Raw genomic sequence first — 14,237 nt, forward strand, 5'->3', positions numbered from 1 at the left:
GCCTGCGAAGTGCCGATGGCCCGCGAGCGTGATGCTTTCGCGAAAGTCTCCGGTTCGGCTTCCTCAGCAGGGGTTGGTTAAGAGTTCTGCCTGGACGTTCGCGACATTCCCCAGCCTCTCGCGGTCAGCGCCGCGACGACCACAGGGGGAGGCTGGCGGCGAGCAACAGTCCGGCGACCCCGGCGAACGTCGGCCCCGTTCCCAGGAAGGTGAAACCCAGCCCGCCGAACAGCCCGGCCAGGCCCAGGCCGCTGTCGAAGGTCATGTTCCACCCGACGCTGGCCTGGCCGCGACTGCCGGCCCGGGCGAAGGCCAGCACCAGGCTGGCGGACTGCACCGCCCCCACGCCCAGCCCCATCAGCACCAGGCAGGCCGCCAGCGCCCACCCCGGGGGCACCAGGGCCACGGTGACCAGCCCGAGCACGGTCATGACGATGCCTACGGTGTACACCGTGCCCGGGTTCCCCCGGTCGGTCAGCGCACCGGCCACCCACCGGCTCACCACCGCGGACGCCTGCATGGTGGCGATGAACAGGGCGGGATGGGCGGTGCCCCCGCCCGGGCCGAAGGCGATGACCAGCCCGTAGGCGCACATGCTCACCAGGAAGGGCAGGAGCACCGGGGCGAGCGCGGACCAGAAGGATCCCGACGCACGGTCCCTCCCCGGGGCGGGCCGCGCGGACGGCCGCGTCCCGGGCACGGAGGACCGGGAGGGGACGAACCGCAGCGCGGGCAGGGCCAGCAGCACCGCCGCGGCGGCGAACCCCCGGAACGCCTCCGGTGGCACCTGGGCGCTGAGCCACAGCCCCAACGGCGCGCCGGCAGCGGCGGCGGCAGCGGTCATGGCCCCGAACCGTCCCAGTGCCCGGCCGACCCGTTCCGGGCTCGTGACGGCGGGCACGGCAGCGGTCGCCAGGACCACGAGGACCCCGAACCCGCCGCCGACGGCCACCCCCGTGGCCAGCAGGCCCGCCGCCGGGTCCGGCACGAGGACGGCGGCACCGTGTCCGGCCGCCATCAGCAGCAATGACCCACCGATGGCCCGCTGCGGCCCCAGGCGCCGCTGCACCGCGGGAGCCGCCGGCTGGACCGCGATGACGCTGAGCATCATGACCAGCAGCAGCGCGCCACCCGTGACGGAGGACAGGCCCCGCTCCACGCTGATCGGCACCATGGTCGAGTAGCTGAGGAAGAACCCCGAGAACCCCCACAGCGCGATCCACATCAGGCCCAGCAGGGCCGGGGATCCTCGGGTCAGGGAATTCTGCGCACTCATGCCCTCACCGTAGGCAGGGCTCAGTGCAAGACTGGCCCCATGCCTGTCTTCGAGCGTCGTGTCCACCTCCCGTTCAGCCGCCGTGACGTCTTCGCCTGGTTCACCCGCCCCGGCGCCCTGGTCCGGCTCACGCCCCCGTTCGCCGGTTCGGTCCGGCGGGAGCCGGACGGGATCGACGTCGGCGCCGAGGCCCGGCTGGGCATCGGCGCCCCCGGGTCGCTGGGCCTGGGCCTGGAGTCCGCGGCCGGCCTCGCGCGCACCATCCTGCCGGTCAGCCTGCCGGCCTGGCTGGCCCCGGAGGTGCCGTGGACGGCCCGGCACACCGCCTTCGAGGACGGGACCATGTTCCGCGACGAGATGGCCTCCGGGCCCCTGCGCTCCTGGGTCCACACGCACACTTTCGAGGACGCGGCCCCCGGTGAGGCGGACACCGCCGACGGCTCTCCCGGCACCGTGATGGTGGACCACATCGAGTACGAATTGCCCGGGGCCCCCCTGTTCGGCCGCCTCGGCCAGGCCGGGCGCTCCACCGAGCACTGGACGCAGGACCACTTCGAGGCCGAGCTGGACCGCCAGTTCGCCTACCGGCACGCCCAGGTGCGTGACGACCTGGACTTCCACGCCCACCATGGCAGCGGTCAGGCCCTGACCATCGCCGTCTCGGGCGCGAGCGGACTGATCGGCACCCAGTTGACGGCCCTGTTCACCGGCGGTGGCCACCGGGTCATCCCGCTGGTGCGGCCCGGCAGCACCGCCTCCGGGAACCGGGGGCCGGCCATCTCCTGGGACCCGGCCGCCGGCAGCCTGGACCCGGACGCCCTGCGGCAGGCCGACGTCGTGGTCAACCTCTCGGGGGAGAGCATCGGCGGCCGGATGACCGAGGCCCACCGCACCGCGGTGCTGCAGTCCCGGCTGGACACCACCGGCCTGCTGGCCCGCACCCTGGCGGACCTCGCGGACGACGGCCGCACCCGGACGCTGGTCAACGGCTCCGGGGTGGGGTATTACGGGGCCGAGGCGGGCACCGGGCCGAACGGTGACGGGCTGGACGAGACCGACCCCGCCGGCACGGACTTCCTGGCCGAGGTCTGCCAGCAGTGGGAGCAGGCCACCGCCCCGGCGGCAGAGGCGGGAGTACGGACCGTGATGGTCCGCACCGGGCTGGTCCAGACCCCGGCCGGTGGCATCCTCCAGCAGGTGCTGCCGCTGTTCCTGGTCGGCGCCGGCGGCCCGATGGGCACCGGCGGGCCCTTCGGCGGCGCGGACCGGGACCCCTGGCAGAGCTGGATCTCGATCGACGACATCGTGGGGGTGTTCGCCCATGCCGCCCTGTCCGGCACCCTCACCGGTCCCGTCAACGGCGTGGCGCCGCATCCCGTGCGGGCCCGCGAGCTCGCCCAGACCCTGGGCCGGGTCCTGCACCGCCCGTCGGCGCTGCCCCTGCCGCCGGTGGCGCCGCGGATGGTGCTCGGCGAAGAGGGCAACCGCCTGCTGGTGGAGGCGGACCAGAAGGCCCGCGCGGACAAGGCCCGGGCTGACGGTTACCGGTTCCGGCACCCGGACCTGGAATCGGCCCTGCGTCACGTGCTGGGGCGGTGAGCGAGATGGGTGGCGGGAAGGACGGGAAGGAACTGGACGATGTGAAGGACCCCACGACGGGACCCGCCGTACCGCCGCCGCTGCCGGCTGTGCCCGACGCGGACTGGTCCCGGGTGCTGTGCGTCGTCGCGCACCCGGACGACATGGAGTACGGCACCTCCTCCGCCGTCGCGACCTGGACCCGGCGGGGAGTCGAGGTCTGCTACCTGCTGCTCACCGCCGGGGAGGCGGGGATGGCCGAGCCGCCGGAGGTCGTCGCGCCGCTGCGAGCCATCGAACAGCGCACGGCCTGCGCGGCGGTGGGCGTGACGGACCTGCGGATCCTGGGCCATCCAGACGGGATGCTGGAGTACGGACTGGCCCTGCGCCGGGACGTCGCCCGGGTGGTTCGCCAGGTGCGGCCCGACGCGGTGGTGACCGCGAACTTCGACGTCGAGGCCTACGGCGGGTTCAACCAGGCCGACCACCGGGCCGCCGGGCTGGCCGTGGTGGACGGCGTCCGGGACGCGGCGAACCCCTGGGTGTTCCGCGAGCTGGCCGAGGACGAGGGCCTGGCCGCCTGGCACGCCGGCGGGCTACTGGTGGCCAACCCCGCCCAGCCGACGCACGCGGTGATCGTGGACGAGGAGGCCGTGCAGGCCGCCGTCGCCTCCCTGAACAGCCACGAGGCGTACCTGCGGCACGTGGCGGACCACCCGAGGCCCGAGGAGATGATCCCGGAGATCCTGCGCGCGGGCGGTGCGGCGGCCGGCACCGAGTATGCCGCGGCCTTCCGGTACTACGGGCTCTGACGGCCGCCGGACGGCCAACCGGCAGGACGAGGACGGGGGCCGTCCGGGGCCCGGGGTGCTCGGCGCCCCGGGGATGACGGCGACGTAGGATCATGGGCATGACTTGCGGCATCCAGCACGCCGGGGACTCCCGCTGATGGCCGGAGGCAATCGCGACCCCGGCCGCACCGTCACGGACAAGGTCCTGTCCGTCCTGACCGCCTTCGAGAAGGAGCGCCGCTCCCTGGCGCTGACGGAGATCGCGGCGCTCGCGGACGTGCCCGTGAGCACTGCCCACCGCCTGGTGGGTGAGCTCACCGACTGGGGGTTCCTCTCCCGGACCCCCCAGGGCCGCTACCAGCTGGGGCTGCGCATCTGGGAACTGGCCCAGAACGTGGGGCGCCAGCTGCGAGAGACCGCCCGCCCCTTCATCCAGGACCTCTACTCGCTCACCGGGGAGACCTCCCAGCTCGCCATCCGGGACGGCAGCGAGGTGCTCTACATCGACCGCGTCTACGGCACCAAGCGCGTGCCCCGCGCCTCCCGCGTGGGCGGCCGGCTGCCGATGCACTCCACCGCGGTCGGCAAGGTCCTGCTGGCCTATGAGGAGCCCTGGGTGCTCGAGGCCTACCTCAACCTGGACCTGGAGGCCACGACCCCCCGGACCATCGTCCACCCCGGGCGCCTGGCCGCAGAGATCGCCCAGGTCCGGGAACAGGGCTTCGCCCAGACGCTGGAGGAGATCCGCGTGGGCGCCTGCTCGATCGCCGTGCCGGTCTTCCACACCGGCCGGATCGGCGCGGCCCTGGGCCTGGTCATCCCCTCGGAGCAGTCGGCCACGATGGAGAAACACCTGCCGGCCCTGCGCGCGGTCAGTGCACGGATCGAGCGGGCCACGGCCCACATCCCCCTGGAGACCCTGCTCGAGTCCCACCACCTCGCCCACCGCGACTGAGGACCCCGGACCCGCCGGCCCGCACGACCGGCCCGCTCCACCGGCCCGCACGACCGGCCCGCTCCACCGGCGCGATCCGCGGGCCCGCTCCCACCGGGCCCGCTCCCGCCCGGCCCTTTCCCCACGCCGCCTTCCCCCGCTCCGTCACGCCTCGGCCTCCCCACAGGCCGGATCCGGCGCACGCGAAGTCGTTTCCACCCAGTGGAACGACCATGACCCGCGTCACATCGCGACGCGCAACCATGGAGTCAGGCTCGTCGCGTGATGCGGATCACCCGTCACGCGGCAGCCGCCAACTCGACAGCACGCGGCCAGACCGACGGGCCACCACCGGAGGCCACGGACAGGAGATGAGATGACCACCGAGTCAACCACCGCAGCACCGGCGGGGCAGTGCCCGTTCGGTCACGGCGGACCGGGCGCGCAGGACGCCGACGCAGCGACGCCCACCGACCACCACGGTTACCAGCCGTTCCAGATGAAGGACCCCTTCCCCTCCTACGCGGCGCTGCGCTCGGAGGAGCCGGTGATGTTCGACGAGCGGATCGGCTACTGGGTGGTCTCCCGCTACGACGACATCAAGGCGGTCTTCGACGACTGGGAGACCTTCTCCTCCGAGAACGCCCAGGCCCCGGTCCGCGAGCGCGGCCCGCTGGCCACCCAGATCATGAAGGACGGCGGCTTCACGGCCTACTCCGGCCTGTCCGCCCGCGTCCCCCCGGAGCACACCCGCATCCGGGCCATCGCCCAGAAGGCGTTCACCCCGCGCCGTTACAAGGCACTGGAGCCGGACATCCGCGCCAACGTGGTCTCCCGCCTCGAGGCCGTCGCCGCCCGCCAGGACCGCACCGGTGAGATGGTGCAGGACCTGGCCTACGAGATCCCCACCATCACCATCCTGACGCTGATCGGCGCGGACGTGTCCAAGATCGACACCTACAAGCGGTGGAGCGACTCCCGGGCCGCCATGACCTGGGGGGACCTGACGGACGAGGAGCAGGTGCCGCACGCCCACAACCTGGTCGAGTACTGGCAGGAGTGCCAGCGTCTCGTGGCCGAGGCACACGCCCACGGCGGGGACAACCTCACCGCGGACCTGGTGCGGACCCAGCAGGAGGGCGGCGAGATCTCCGACCACGAGATCGCCTCGCTGCTCTACTCCATGCTCTTCGCCGGCCACGAGACCACCACGACCCTGATCTCCAACTGCTTCCGCGTGCTGCTGGCGCACCGTGAGCAGTGGGAGGCCCTCGTCGAGGACCCGAAGAAGATCCCCGCGGCCATCGACGAGGTGCTGCGCTACTCCGGCTCGATCGTCGGCTGGCGCCGCAAGGCCCTCGCCGACGCCGAGGTGGGCGGGGTGCAGGTGAAGAAGGGCGACGGCCTGCTGCTGCTGATGGGCTCGGCCAACCGGGATGAGTCCCGGTTCGAGCACGGCGAGGACTTCGACATCACGCGGTCCAACGCCCGCGAGCACCTGTCCTTCGGTTTCGGCATCCACTACTGCCTGGGCAACATGCTCGCCAAGCTGCAGGCCAAGATCTGCCTCGAGGAGGCCGTGAAGCTGCTGCCGGGCCTGCGCCTGGACGATCCCGGTGCCGCCGACGGTGCCGGCAGCCCTGACATCGAATTCCGCGAGAACCTCTCCTTCCGCGTCCCGGTGGCCGTCCCGGTCACCTGGGCCGCCTGACCGACCAGGACTCCATCATGACGCTCAACCCCTACATCCAGTCGTTCGACGACGGCCGCGAGCCCGCCCTCGAGACCCTCGGCGGCAAGGGTGCCTCGCTGGTCTCCATGACGGCGGCCGGCATGCCGGTCCCTCCCGGGTTCGTGGTCACCACGGCCTCGTTCGACGCCTTCGTCCACGAGGCCGGCATCACCGAGCACGTCCATACCCTGCTGGAGGGCCTGGACGCCGAGGACGTCGCCGAGGTCGACCGGGTCTCGGCGGCCATCCGCGAGGACCTGTGCAGCCGGCCGGTGCCCGAGTCCGCCCGTGCGGCCGTCGTCGAGGCCTACGCCACGCTGATGGAGGCCTGCGGCGGTGAGGTCCCGGTGGCCGTCCGGTCCTCCGCCACGGCCGAGGACCTGCCGGACGCCTCCTTCGCCGGCCAGCAGGACACCTACCTGTGGCTGACGGGCCGGGAGGCGGTCACGGAGCACATCCGCAAGTGCTGGGCCTCGCTGTACACCTCCCGCGCCATCATCTACCGGCTGAAGAACGACATCCCCAACGAGGGACTGTCCATGGCCGTGGTGGTGCAGAAGATGGTCAACGCTCGGGTGGCCGGGGTGGCCATCACCATGAACCCCGCCAACGGAGACCGGTCCAAGCTCACCATCGACGCCTCCTGGGGCGTCGGGGAGATGGTGGTCTCCGGCCAGGTCACCCCGGACAACATCCTCATGGACAAGATCACCCTGCAGGTCGTCGCCGAGCACGTGGGCGACAAGCACGCCGAACTGGTCCCGGACCCGGTCTCCCAGTCCCTGGTGGAGCGCGAGGTCCCCGCCGAGCGCGCGGACATCCGCTGCCTCACGGACGCCGAGCTGACCGCCGTCGCCCGGATGGCCAAGCGCGCCGAGAAGCACTACAAGTGCCCGCAGGACATCGAGTGGGCCCTGGACGCGGACCTGCCGGACGGGGAGAACCTGTTGCTGCTGCAGTCCCGCCCGGAGACCGTGCACTCCAACGGCAAGGGCACCGCCGGCCAGGCCGCGGCCCAGCCGACCCCGGCCACGCCCGCGGCCCCCGGTGGCTTCGACCTGAGCTCGATCACCTCCTCGCTCACCGGCATCGGCAAGTAACCACCCACCTGACGACCCGCCCCGGATCCTTCCGGGTATCCCACGTTGGAGAGACCCATGACTGCCAAGAAGTCCTTCCCGAAGCCCTCCGAGTTGCCGGTTCCCGCCGGCGCCGAGGGCTGGGAGAAGCTCTACCCCTATTACCTGACCTTCCAGGAGAAGCGGAAGGACGAGGACGACGCCAAGTTCTGGTTCTGCGACTCCCAGCACTGGCCCACCGTGTTCAAGCCCTTCGAGACGATCGGCGGGGAGTTCGCGGTCAAGTGCCTGGGCCAGTACAACGCCCGGCACCTGATGATCCCCAACGCCAATGGCATCGAATTCCGCGTGCACCTGGGTTACCTGTACATGTCCCCCATCCCGGTGCCGGAACAGGAGATCGCCGCGCGCGTGCCCGAGTTCCAGGCCCGCGTGGGCCACTACTTCCAGAACTGGGACACCCTGCTGGAGCAGTGGAAGAGGAAGGTCCGCGGGACCATCGACGAGATGGAGACCCTCGAGTTCAAGCCCCTGCCGGACATGGTCTCCATGGAGGACATCACCTCCGGCACGGCCAAGGACGGCACCGAGGTGCTGCTGGAGAATTACGACCGGCTGATCCAGCTGGCGTACCAGAACTGGCAGTACCACTTCGAGTTCCTGAACCTGGGCTACATCGCCTACCTGGACTTCTTCAACTACTGCAAGGAGGTCTTTCCGGACATCCCGGACCAGTCCATCGCGACCATGGTCCAGGGCGTGGACATGGAGCTGTTCCGTCCGGACGACGAGCTCAAGGCGCTGGCCACCCTGGCCGTCGAGCTCGGCCTGCAGTCCCACTTCGCCCGCCCCGACGACGTCGAGGCCACCCTCGGTGCCATCGGCGCCGCGGACGGCGGGCAGCGGTGGCTGGACCGCTGGGCCGAGGCCCAGGACCCGTGGTTCAACTTCACCGTGGGCAACGGCTTCTACGGGCACGACAAGTACTGGAACGAGCACCTGGACATCCCGCTGGGCTACATCGCGGACTACATCCGCCGCCTGGACGAGGGCCAGACGATCATGCGCCCCACCGCCGAACTCGTCGCGGAGAAGGACCGGATCGTCGAGGAGTACCGCGAGCTGCTCGACGGCGACCAGCTGGCCGCCTTCGACGCCAAGCGCTCCCTGGCCGCGACCGCCTACCCCTACGTGGAGAACCACAACTTCTACATCGAGCACTGGACCATGGGCGTGTTCTGGCGCAAGGTCCGCGAGCTCTCCCGCACCCTGCACGGCTACGGCTTCTGGGAGCACGAGGACGACCTGCTGTACCTGCGCCGCAACGAGGTCCGGGACGTGCTCTTCGACCTGGCCACCGGCTGGGGCGTCGGCGCCCCCTCCGGCCCGGTCGGCCCGGACTACTGGCCCGAGATCATCGCCGAGCGCACGGCCCTGGTCGCGGCCCTGAAGACCGCCCGCCCGGCCGCCGCCCTGAACACCCCGCCGGCCTCGATCACCGAGCCGTTCACCCGCATGCTGTGGGGCATCACCACCGAGCAGGTCGAGTCCTGGCTCGGCGCCGGGGAGGAGGGCACCGAGGGCGTGCTCAAGGGCATGGCCGCCTCCCCCGGCGTGGTGGAGGGCGTGGCCCGCGTGATCATGGACTCCGACGACCTGGCCCAGATCCAGCAGGACGAGATCCTGGTCGCCCCGGTCACGGCCCCGTCCTGGGGACCGGTCTTCGGCAAGATCAAGGCCACCGTCACGGACATCGGCGGGATGATGAGCCACGCCGCGATCGTCTGCCGCGAGTACGCCCTGCCCGCCGTCACCGGCACCGGCAGCGCCTCGACCTCCATCGTCACCGGCCAGCGGTTGCGTGTGGACGGCACCAAGGGCACCGTGACCATCCTGGACGGCCCCAACGCCGCCCCGCAGGTCGCCGGCCCCGGCGCCCACAGCCACCAGCACCCGCACGGCACCCCCGAGACGGCGGCCGAGGGAGAGCCGGCCCATGTCTGAGGTCCGTCCCGAGTCCCAGCCGAAGGCCCCGCAGTCCCCGACGCCGGCCGGCCGGCCGCGCACGGTGCTCGTCACCGGTGCCGCCGGGGGCCTGGGCCGGGCGTTCGCCGAGGGCTTCGCCGCCCGGGGTGACCGGGTCGCCGTCGCCGACATCAACCTCGACGGCGCCACCGCCACCGTGCGGTCCCTGGAGGAGTCGGGGGCCACGGCGGCCGCCTTCCAGGTGGACGTCACGGACCTGGACTCCGTGACCTCCCTGGCGCGGCAGGTGGCGCAGTTCGGGGACGGGAGCATCGACGTCGTGGTCAACAACGCGGCCATCTACGCGACCGTCACCCGCTCGCCCTTCGAGGAGATCGACCCCGCGGAGTGGGACCTGGTGATGGGGGTGAACCTCAAGGGGCCGTGGATGATGACCCGGGCCGTGAGCCCGTACCTGTCCACCGGTGCCCGCGTGGTGAACCTCTCCAGCGCCACCGTCTACTCCGGCTCCGCCCACTGGGCCCACTACGTGGCCTCCAAGGGCGGCGTGGTGGCCCTGACCCGGGTCCTCGCCAAGGAGCTCGGCGCCCGGGAGATCACCGTCAACGCCATCGCCCCCGGCTTCACCCTGACCGAGGCCAGCTACGGGCTGATGGAGGACGCCGAGACCTACGGGGTGGACCGCGGGTCCATCAAGCGGGCCTCCCGGCCCGAGGACATCGTGGGCGCCGCCCTGTTCCTGGCCTCGCCCGAGGCCGGGTACATCACCGGCCAGACCATGGTCGTCGACGGCGGCCGCCAGTTCATCTAGGAGGAATCATGCCGACCATCCACTACACCGACGCCGCAGGCTCGACCATCGACATCAACGCCAACGTGGGCGACTCCGTCATGGAGACCGCCGTGCGCAACGGCGTGCCGGGCATCGTCGCCGAGTGCGGCGGCTCCCTGTCCTGCGCGACGTGCCACGTCTTCGTCCGGGAGGACGAGCTGGAGCAGTTGCCCGGGATGAGCGAGATGGAGGACGAGATGCTCTACGGCACCACCGAGGACCGCCGGGACAACTCGCGGCTGTCCTGCCAAATCAAGGTCACCGAGGGCATGGACCTGCACGTGACCACCCCCGAGACCCAGGTCTGACCGAGCGCCCCGGCACCGCGCCGGGACCCGATCCAGGAGTTCCCATGAACACCCCCACCACCGAGCGGGCCGAGACGGGCCTGCTGATCATCGGCGCCAGCCAGGCCGGCGTCCAGCTGGCCATCTCCCTGCGCGGCACTGGCTTCGACGAGCACATCACCCTGCTGGGCGAGGAGGACCACCGCCCCTACCAGCGCCCCGCCCTGTCCAAGGAGTTCCTGCAGGACAAGGTCGACAAGGAGAACCTGATCTTCCGGTCCCAGGAGTACTGGGACGAGCACGGCATCGAGCTCGTCAAGGGCGCCCGGATCGAGCGGATCGAGAAGAACACCGCTGCAGACGGTACCCAGGACGGTTCCGGCGTGGCCGTCGCCGCCGACGGCACCCGCTATCCGTTCCGCCGCCTCGCCCTGGCCGTCGGCGCCCGGGCGCGGCGACTGGAGATCGAGGGCGCGGAGCTGGACGGCGTGGTCTACCTGCGCAGCGCCGACGACGCCCTGGAGCTCAAGGCCCGGCTGGGCGACGTCCAGGACGCCGTGGTGGTCGGTGGCGGGTTCATCGGGCTGGAGGCGGCCTGTTCCCTGCACGGCATGGGCAAGAACGTCACCGTGATGGAGTACGGCCCCCGCCTGGTCGGCCGGGCCGTGGGCGAGGACACCTCCGAGTACTTCCTGCAGGCCCACCGGGGCCGCGGCATCGACATCCGGCTAGGCGCCCGCATGACGCGTTTCGTGGAGGGCACCGGCGAGCGCGCCGGGAGGGTCGCCGGCGTGGAGCTGGAGGACGGCACCGTGGTGGACGCCCAGCTGGTGCTCGTGGGCATCGGCGTCGTCCCGAACACCGAACTGGCCGAGCAGATGGGCCTGGCGGTGGACAACGGGATCGTGGTGGACCGCCACGCGGTCGCCTCGGACGGGACCACTGTGGCCGTCGGGGACGTGGCCAACATGCCGAATCCGCTGCCCGGCGCCCCCGAAGGCGAGCGGATCCGGCTGGAGAGCGTGAACAACGCGATCGAGCACGCCAAGATCGCCGCCTACTCCCTCACCGGGCGCCGGGAGGAGTACGCGGGCATCCCGTGGTTCTGGTCCAACCAGGCCGACCTGAAGCTGCAGATCGCCGGGCTCACCCTCGGCTACGACTCCACCGTGGTGCGGCGGGACGACGCCAAGGGCAAGTTCTCGGTGCTGTACTACCGCGACGGCCAGGTCATCGCCGCGGACTGCGTCAACGCCCCGCTGGACTTCATGGCCGTGCGCAACGCCCTCGGCAAGGGACAGAACATCCCCGCCGGGGCCGCCGCGGACCCCGCCGTCCCGCTCAAGTCCCTCGTGGTGGACCGGCACGTCCAGGAGGTCTCCGCATGAACCCCACCGACCAGCAGGCGGCGCGGGCCGGCCAGTCCCGGCAGGACCACCCCGCCTGGGAGGCGGCCGATCCCGGCCAGCACGCCCGGGACCCGCGCGCCGTGGCCTTCACCGAGGCCTACCCCGAGCGCCCCATCCCCGCCATCGGCCCGGTGGACACGGCCCCCATCTCCACCTCCCCGGCCATGGGCCTGGAGGCGCTGTGGGCGGCGATCGAACCGGAGTCCCGGACCCGGTCCAACGACATCCACCTGCCGACCTCCACCGCCTACGCCCAGCGACTGTGCGACGCCTACCCGCAGGCCGACCGCGAGCTCGTGCTGGCCACGATCATCCTGCACGACACCGGCTGGGCCCACGTGGACGAGTCCCGGATCATCTCCGAGGGCTTCCAGGGGGACTGGCGCAAGGCCGCCATCCGCTACGAGCACGAGGCCAGGGGCTGTGACGTGGCCCGCCGCGTCCTGCCCGGGCTCGGCTACGGCGCGGAGTTCGTGGATCGGGTCTGCGAGATCATCGACGGCCATGACACCCGCCAGGTCGCCTTCTCCCTCGAGGACGCGCTGGTGCGCGACGCCGACCGGTTGTGGCGCTTCGACATCACCGGGGTGTGCGTGTCCTCCTCGTGGTTCGGGATGAACCCGGCCACCTACACCGACCGGCTCGACCGGGAGATCCTGCCCGAACTGATCACCGGGGCGGCCGTGCAGATGGCCAGCACCGACCTGGCCCGCACCCGCGGCCTGCTGCGCACGGAGGTGCTGCGATGAGCACGACTGCCGACGTCCCCGCCCGTCCCCGCGCCGCGACCGACGCCAAGGCCCGCCGCGCCGCCCTGGAGTTGCCGTACACGCACGTGGACGACTTCTTCATCAACGGCGCCTACGTCCCCGCCGCCGCCCCGGAGCGCACCCCGGTCACCGACCCGGCGACCGGTGAGGTCTGGGGCTCGGTCCCGGCGGCCACCGGCGCGGAGCTGGACGCCGCCGTCGGGTCCGCCCGGGCGGCGCTGTCCGGCTGGGGGGCGCTGAGCGCCGCCGAGCGCGCGCGGTACCTGGTGCGGATCGCGGAGGAGATCGAGGCCCGCGCCGAGCCGCTGGCCCTGACCAACACCCGGGAGAACGGCTCGCCGATCTCCGAGACCCGCGGCGCCGCGGCCAACGCGGCGGGCATCTTCCGCTATTTCGCCACCCTCGCGGACTGGCTGGACCACGACGACGTCCGGCCCTTCCCCGCCGGCGGCGCGGAGTCCGTGGTGGACAAGGACCCGGTGGGGGTGTGCGCGCTGATCGCCCCGTGGAACTTCCCCATCAACCTGGTGGTCATCAAGCTGGCTCCGGCCCTGCTGGCCGGCTGCACCGTGGTCATCAAGCCGGCCTCCCCCACGCCGCTTTCCCTGCGCTTCGTCATCGACGCGGTGCAGGCCGCAGGGGTGCCGGCCGGCGTCGTGAACCTGCTGACCGGTCCGGGACGGTTCGGGGACGCCCTGGTGCGCCACCCGGGCGTGGACAAGGTCGCGTTCACCGGGTCCACCCCGGTGGGCCGGAAGATCGCCGCGGCGTGCGGCGAGCTGCTCCGCCCGGTGACCCTGGAACTGGGCGGGAAGTCCTCGGCGATCGTGCTGCCGGACGCCGACCTGGACGCCATGTCCGCCGTGCTGGTGCGCTCCTGCATGCGCAACACCGGCCAGACCTGCTACATCTCCACCCGCATCATCGCCCCGGCCTCCCGGTACGAGGAGGTCGTGCGGATGGTCGGCGAGACGATCGCGGCGGGCCGTCAGGGGGATCCCCTGGACGAGGCCACGGTGTTCGGGCCGGTGGCCACCCGCTCGCAGTACGAGACGGTCATGGAGTACGTGGACTCCGCCCACGCCGAGGGTGCCCGCGCGGTGACCGGCGGTGCCGCGGTGCCGGGCGGATCGCTCGGGGCCGGGCTGGAGGAGGGCGTGTTCGTCCAGCCCACGGTGTTCGCGGACGTCACCGCGGACATGCGGATCTCGCGGGAGGAGATCTTCGGTCCCGTGATCTCGGTGCTGAGGTACGACGACGCCGGCGGTTCCGGTGACTGGTCCGCCGACGAGGCCGTCGAGCTGGCCAACAACACCGAGTTCGGCCTCGGCGGGATCGTGTTCGGCGCCGACGAGGAGCGGGCCCTGGAGGTGGCCCGCCGGGTGGACTCCGGGTCCGTGGGGATCAACTTCTTCGGGTCCAACCACTCCGCGCCGTTCGGGGGCCGGCATGACTCCGGCATGGGCGTGGAGTACGGGCTCGAGGGGCTCAGCGCCTACCTGAGCTACAAGTCCATCCACCGCCGGGCCCGCTGAGCGGCCCGCCGGCAGGAGGCCCCGGTTC

The 14,237-nt window shown here is 72.0% G+C and carries 12 protein-coding genes; 11 read left to right on the top strand and 1 reads right to left on the bottom strand.

Annotated elements, in window-relative coordinates; all coding sequences use genetic code 11:
* Positions 1–124: 124 nt before the first annotated feature.
* The gene (locus GGQ69_RS14490; RefSeq protein WP_183529819.1) at positions 125–1,276 is read right to left on the bottom strand and encodes an MFS transporter; all 1,152 of its coding nucleotides are present in this window, start codon (positions 1,274–1,276) and stop codon (positions 125–127) included.
* Positions 1,277–1,315: 39 nt separating this feature from the next.
* Between GGQ69_RS14490 and GGQ69_RS14495 the strand changes: the two genes are divergently transcribed.
* From GGQ69_RS14495 to GGQ69_RS14545, 11 genes are all read left to right on the top strand, one after another.
* Positions 1,316–2,875: a TIGR01777 family oxidoreductase gene (locus GGQ69_RS14495; protein ID WP_183529821.1), complete on the top strand. Its 1,560-nt coding sequence runs from the start codon at positions 1,316–1,318 to the stop codon at positions 2,873–2,875.
* Positions 2,872–3,666, top strand: a complete 795-nt coding sequence (locus GGQ69_RS14500) for a PIG-L deacetylase family protein (protein WP_324590196.1) — start codon at positions 2,872–2,874, stop codon at positions 3,664–3,666. Before GGQ69_RS14495 ends, GGQ69_RS14500 begins: the two co-directional genes overlap by 4 nt.
* A gap of 136 nt (positions 3,667–3,802) precedes the next feature.
* Positions 3,803–4,600 carry an IclR family transcriptional regulator gene (locus GGQ69_RS14505; protein WP_183529823.1) on the top strand — a complete coding sequence of 266 codons (798 nt, stop codon included), beginning with the start codon at positions 3,803–3,805 and terminating at the stop codon, positions 4,598–4,600.
* A 355-nt stretch (positions 4,601–4,955) separates the two neighbouring features.
* Positions 4,956–6,290, top strand: coding sequence for a cytochrome P450 (locus tag GGQ69_RS14510; RefSeq protein ID WP_183529825.1), 1,335 nt, complete (start codon positions 4,956–4,958; stop codon positions 6,288–6,290).
* Positions 6,291–6,307: 17 nt separating this feature from the next.
* Positions 6,308–7,411: a PEP/pyruvate-binding domain-containing protein gene (locus GGQ69_RS14515; protein WP_183529827.1), complete on the top strand. Its 1,104-nt coding sequence runs from the start codon at positions 6,308–6,310 to the stop codon at positions 7,409–7,411.
* Positions 7,412–7,468: 57 nt separating this feature from the next.
* Positions 7,469–9,394, top strand: coding sequence for a PEP-utilizing enzyme (locus GGQ69_RS14520; protein ID WP_183529829.1), 1,926 nt, complete (start codon positions 7,469–7,471; stop codon positions 9,392–9,394).
* Positions 9,387–10,187 (top strand): SDR family NAD(P)-dependent oxidoreductase, encoded by an 801-nt coding sequence (locus GGQ69_RS14525; protein ID WP_221243851.1) that lies wholly within the window; start codon positions 9,387–9,389, stop codon positions 10,185–10,187. Before GGQ69_RS14520 ends, GGQ69_RS14525 begins: the two co-directional genes overlap by 8 nt.
* Positions 10,188–10,195: 8 nt before the next feature.
* A complete protein-coding gene (locus tag GGQ69_RS14530) occupies positions 10,196–10,516 on the top strand; it encodes a 2Fe-2S iron-sulfur cluster-binding protein (protein ID WP_183529831.1) in 321 nt (106 codons plus the stop codon).
* A gap of 44 nt (positions 10,517–10,560) precedes the next feature.
* Positions 10,561–11,883 carry an NAD(P)/FAD-dependent oxidoreductase gene (locus GGQ69_RS14535; protein ID WP_183529833.1) on the top strand — a complete coding sequence of 441 codons (1,323 nt, stop codon included), beginning with the start codon at positions 10,561–10,563 and terminating at the stop codon, positions 11,881–11,883.
* The gene (locus GGQ69_RS14540; RefSeq protein WP_183529835.1) at positions 11,880–12,653 is read left to right on the top strand and encodes an HD domain-containing protein; all 774 of its coding nucleotides are present in this window, start codon (positions 11,880–11,882) and stop codon (positions 12,651–12,653) included. Before GGQ69_RS14535 ends, GGQ69_RS14540 begins: the two co-directional genes overlap by 4 nt.
* Complete coding sequence (locus GGQ69_RS14545) at positions 12,650–14,209, top strand: aldehyde dehydrogenase (RefSeq protein WP_183529837.1); 1,560 nt, start codon at positions 12,650–12,652, stop codon at positions 14,207–14,209. Before GGQ69_RS14540 ends, GGQ69_RS14545 begins: the two co-directional genes overlap by 4 nt.
* Positions 14,210–14,237 lie beyond the last annotated feature (28 nt).

Origin of the sequence: Micrococcus sp. TA1 (assembly GCF_014199555.1) — a bacterium.
Taxonomy (GTDB): domain Bacteria; phylum Actinomycetota; class Actinomycetes; order Actinomycetales; family Micrococcaceae; genus Citricoccus.

Excerpts from the sequence above, each read along its gene's own strand:
- GGQ69_RS14490 (WP_183529819.1), bottom strand. The coding sequence starts at position 1,276 with ATGAGTGCGCAGAATTCCCTGACCCGAGGATCCCCGGCCCTGCTGGGC.
- GGQ69_RS14495 (WP_183529821.1), top strand. The coding sequence starts at position 1,316 with ATGCCTGTCTTCGAGCGTCGTGTCCACCTCCCGTTCAGCCGCCGTGAC.
- GGQ69_RS14505 (WP_183529823.1), top strand. The coding sequence starts at position 3,803 with ATGGCCGGAGGCAATCGCGACCCCGGCCGCACCGTCACGGACAAGGTC.
- GGQ69_RS14510 (WP_183529825.1), top strand. The coding sequence starts at position 4,956 with ATGACCACCGAGTCAACCACCGCAGCACCGGCGGGGCAGTGCCCGTTC.
- GGQ69_RS14515 (WP_183529827.1), top strand. The coding sequence starts at position 6,308 with ATGACGCTCAACCCCTACATCCAGTCGTTCGACGACGGCCGCGAGCCC.
- GGQ69_RS14520 (WP_183529829.1), top strand. The coding sequence starts at position 7,469 with ATGACTGCCAAGAAGTCCTTCCCGAAGCCCTCCGAGTTGCCGGTTCCC.
- GGQ69_RS14525 (WP_221243851.1), top strand. The coding sequence starts at position 9,387 with ATGTCTGAGGTCCGTCCCGAGTCCCAGCCGAAGGCCCCGCAGTCCCCG.
- GGQ69_RS14530 (WP_183529831.1), top strand. The coding sequence starts at position 10,196 with ATGCCGACCATCCACTACACCGACGCCGCAGGCTCGACCATCGACATC.
- GGQ69_RS14535 (WP_183529833.1), top strand. The coding sequence starts at position 10,561 with ATGAACACCCCCACCACCGAGCGGGCCGAGACGGGCCTGCTGATCATC.
- GGQ69_RS14540 (WP_183529835.1), top strand. The coding sequence starts at position 11,880 with ATGAACCCCACCGACCAGCAGGCGGCGCGGGCCGGCCAGTCCCGGCAG.
- GGQ69_RS14545 (WP_183529837.1), top strand. The coding sequence starts at position 12,650 with ATGAGCACGACTGCCGACGTCCCCGCCCGTCCCCGCGCCGCGACCGAC.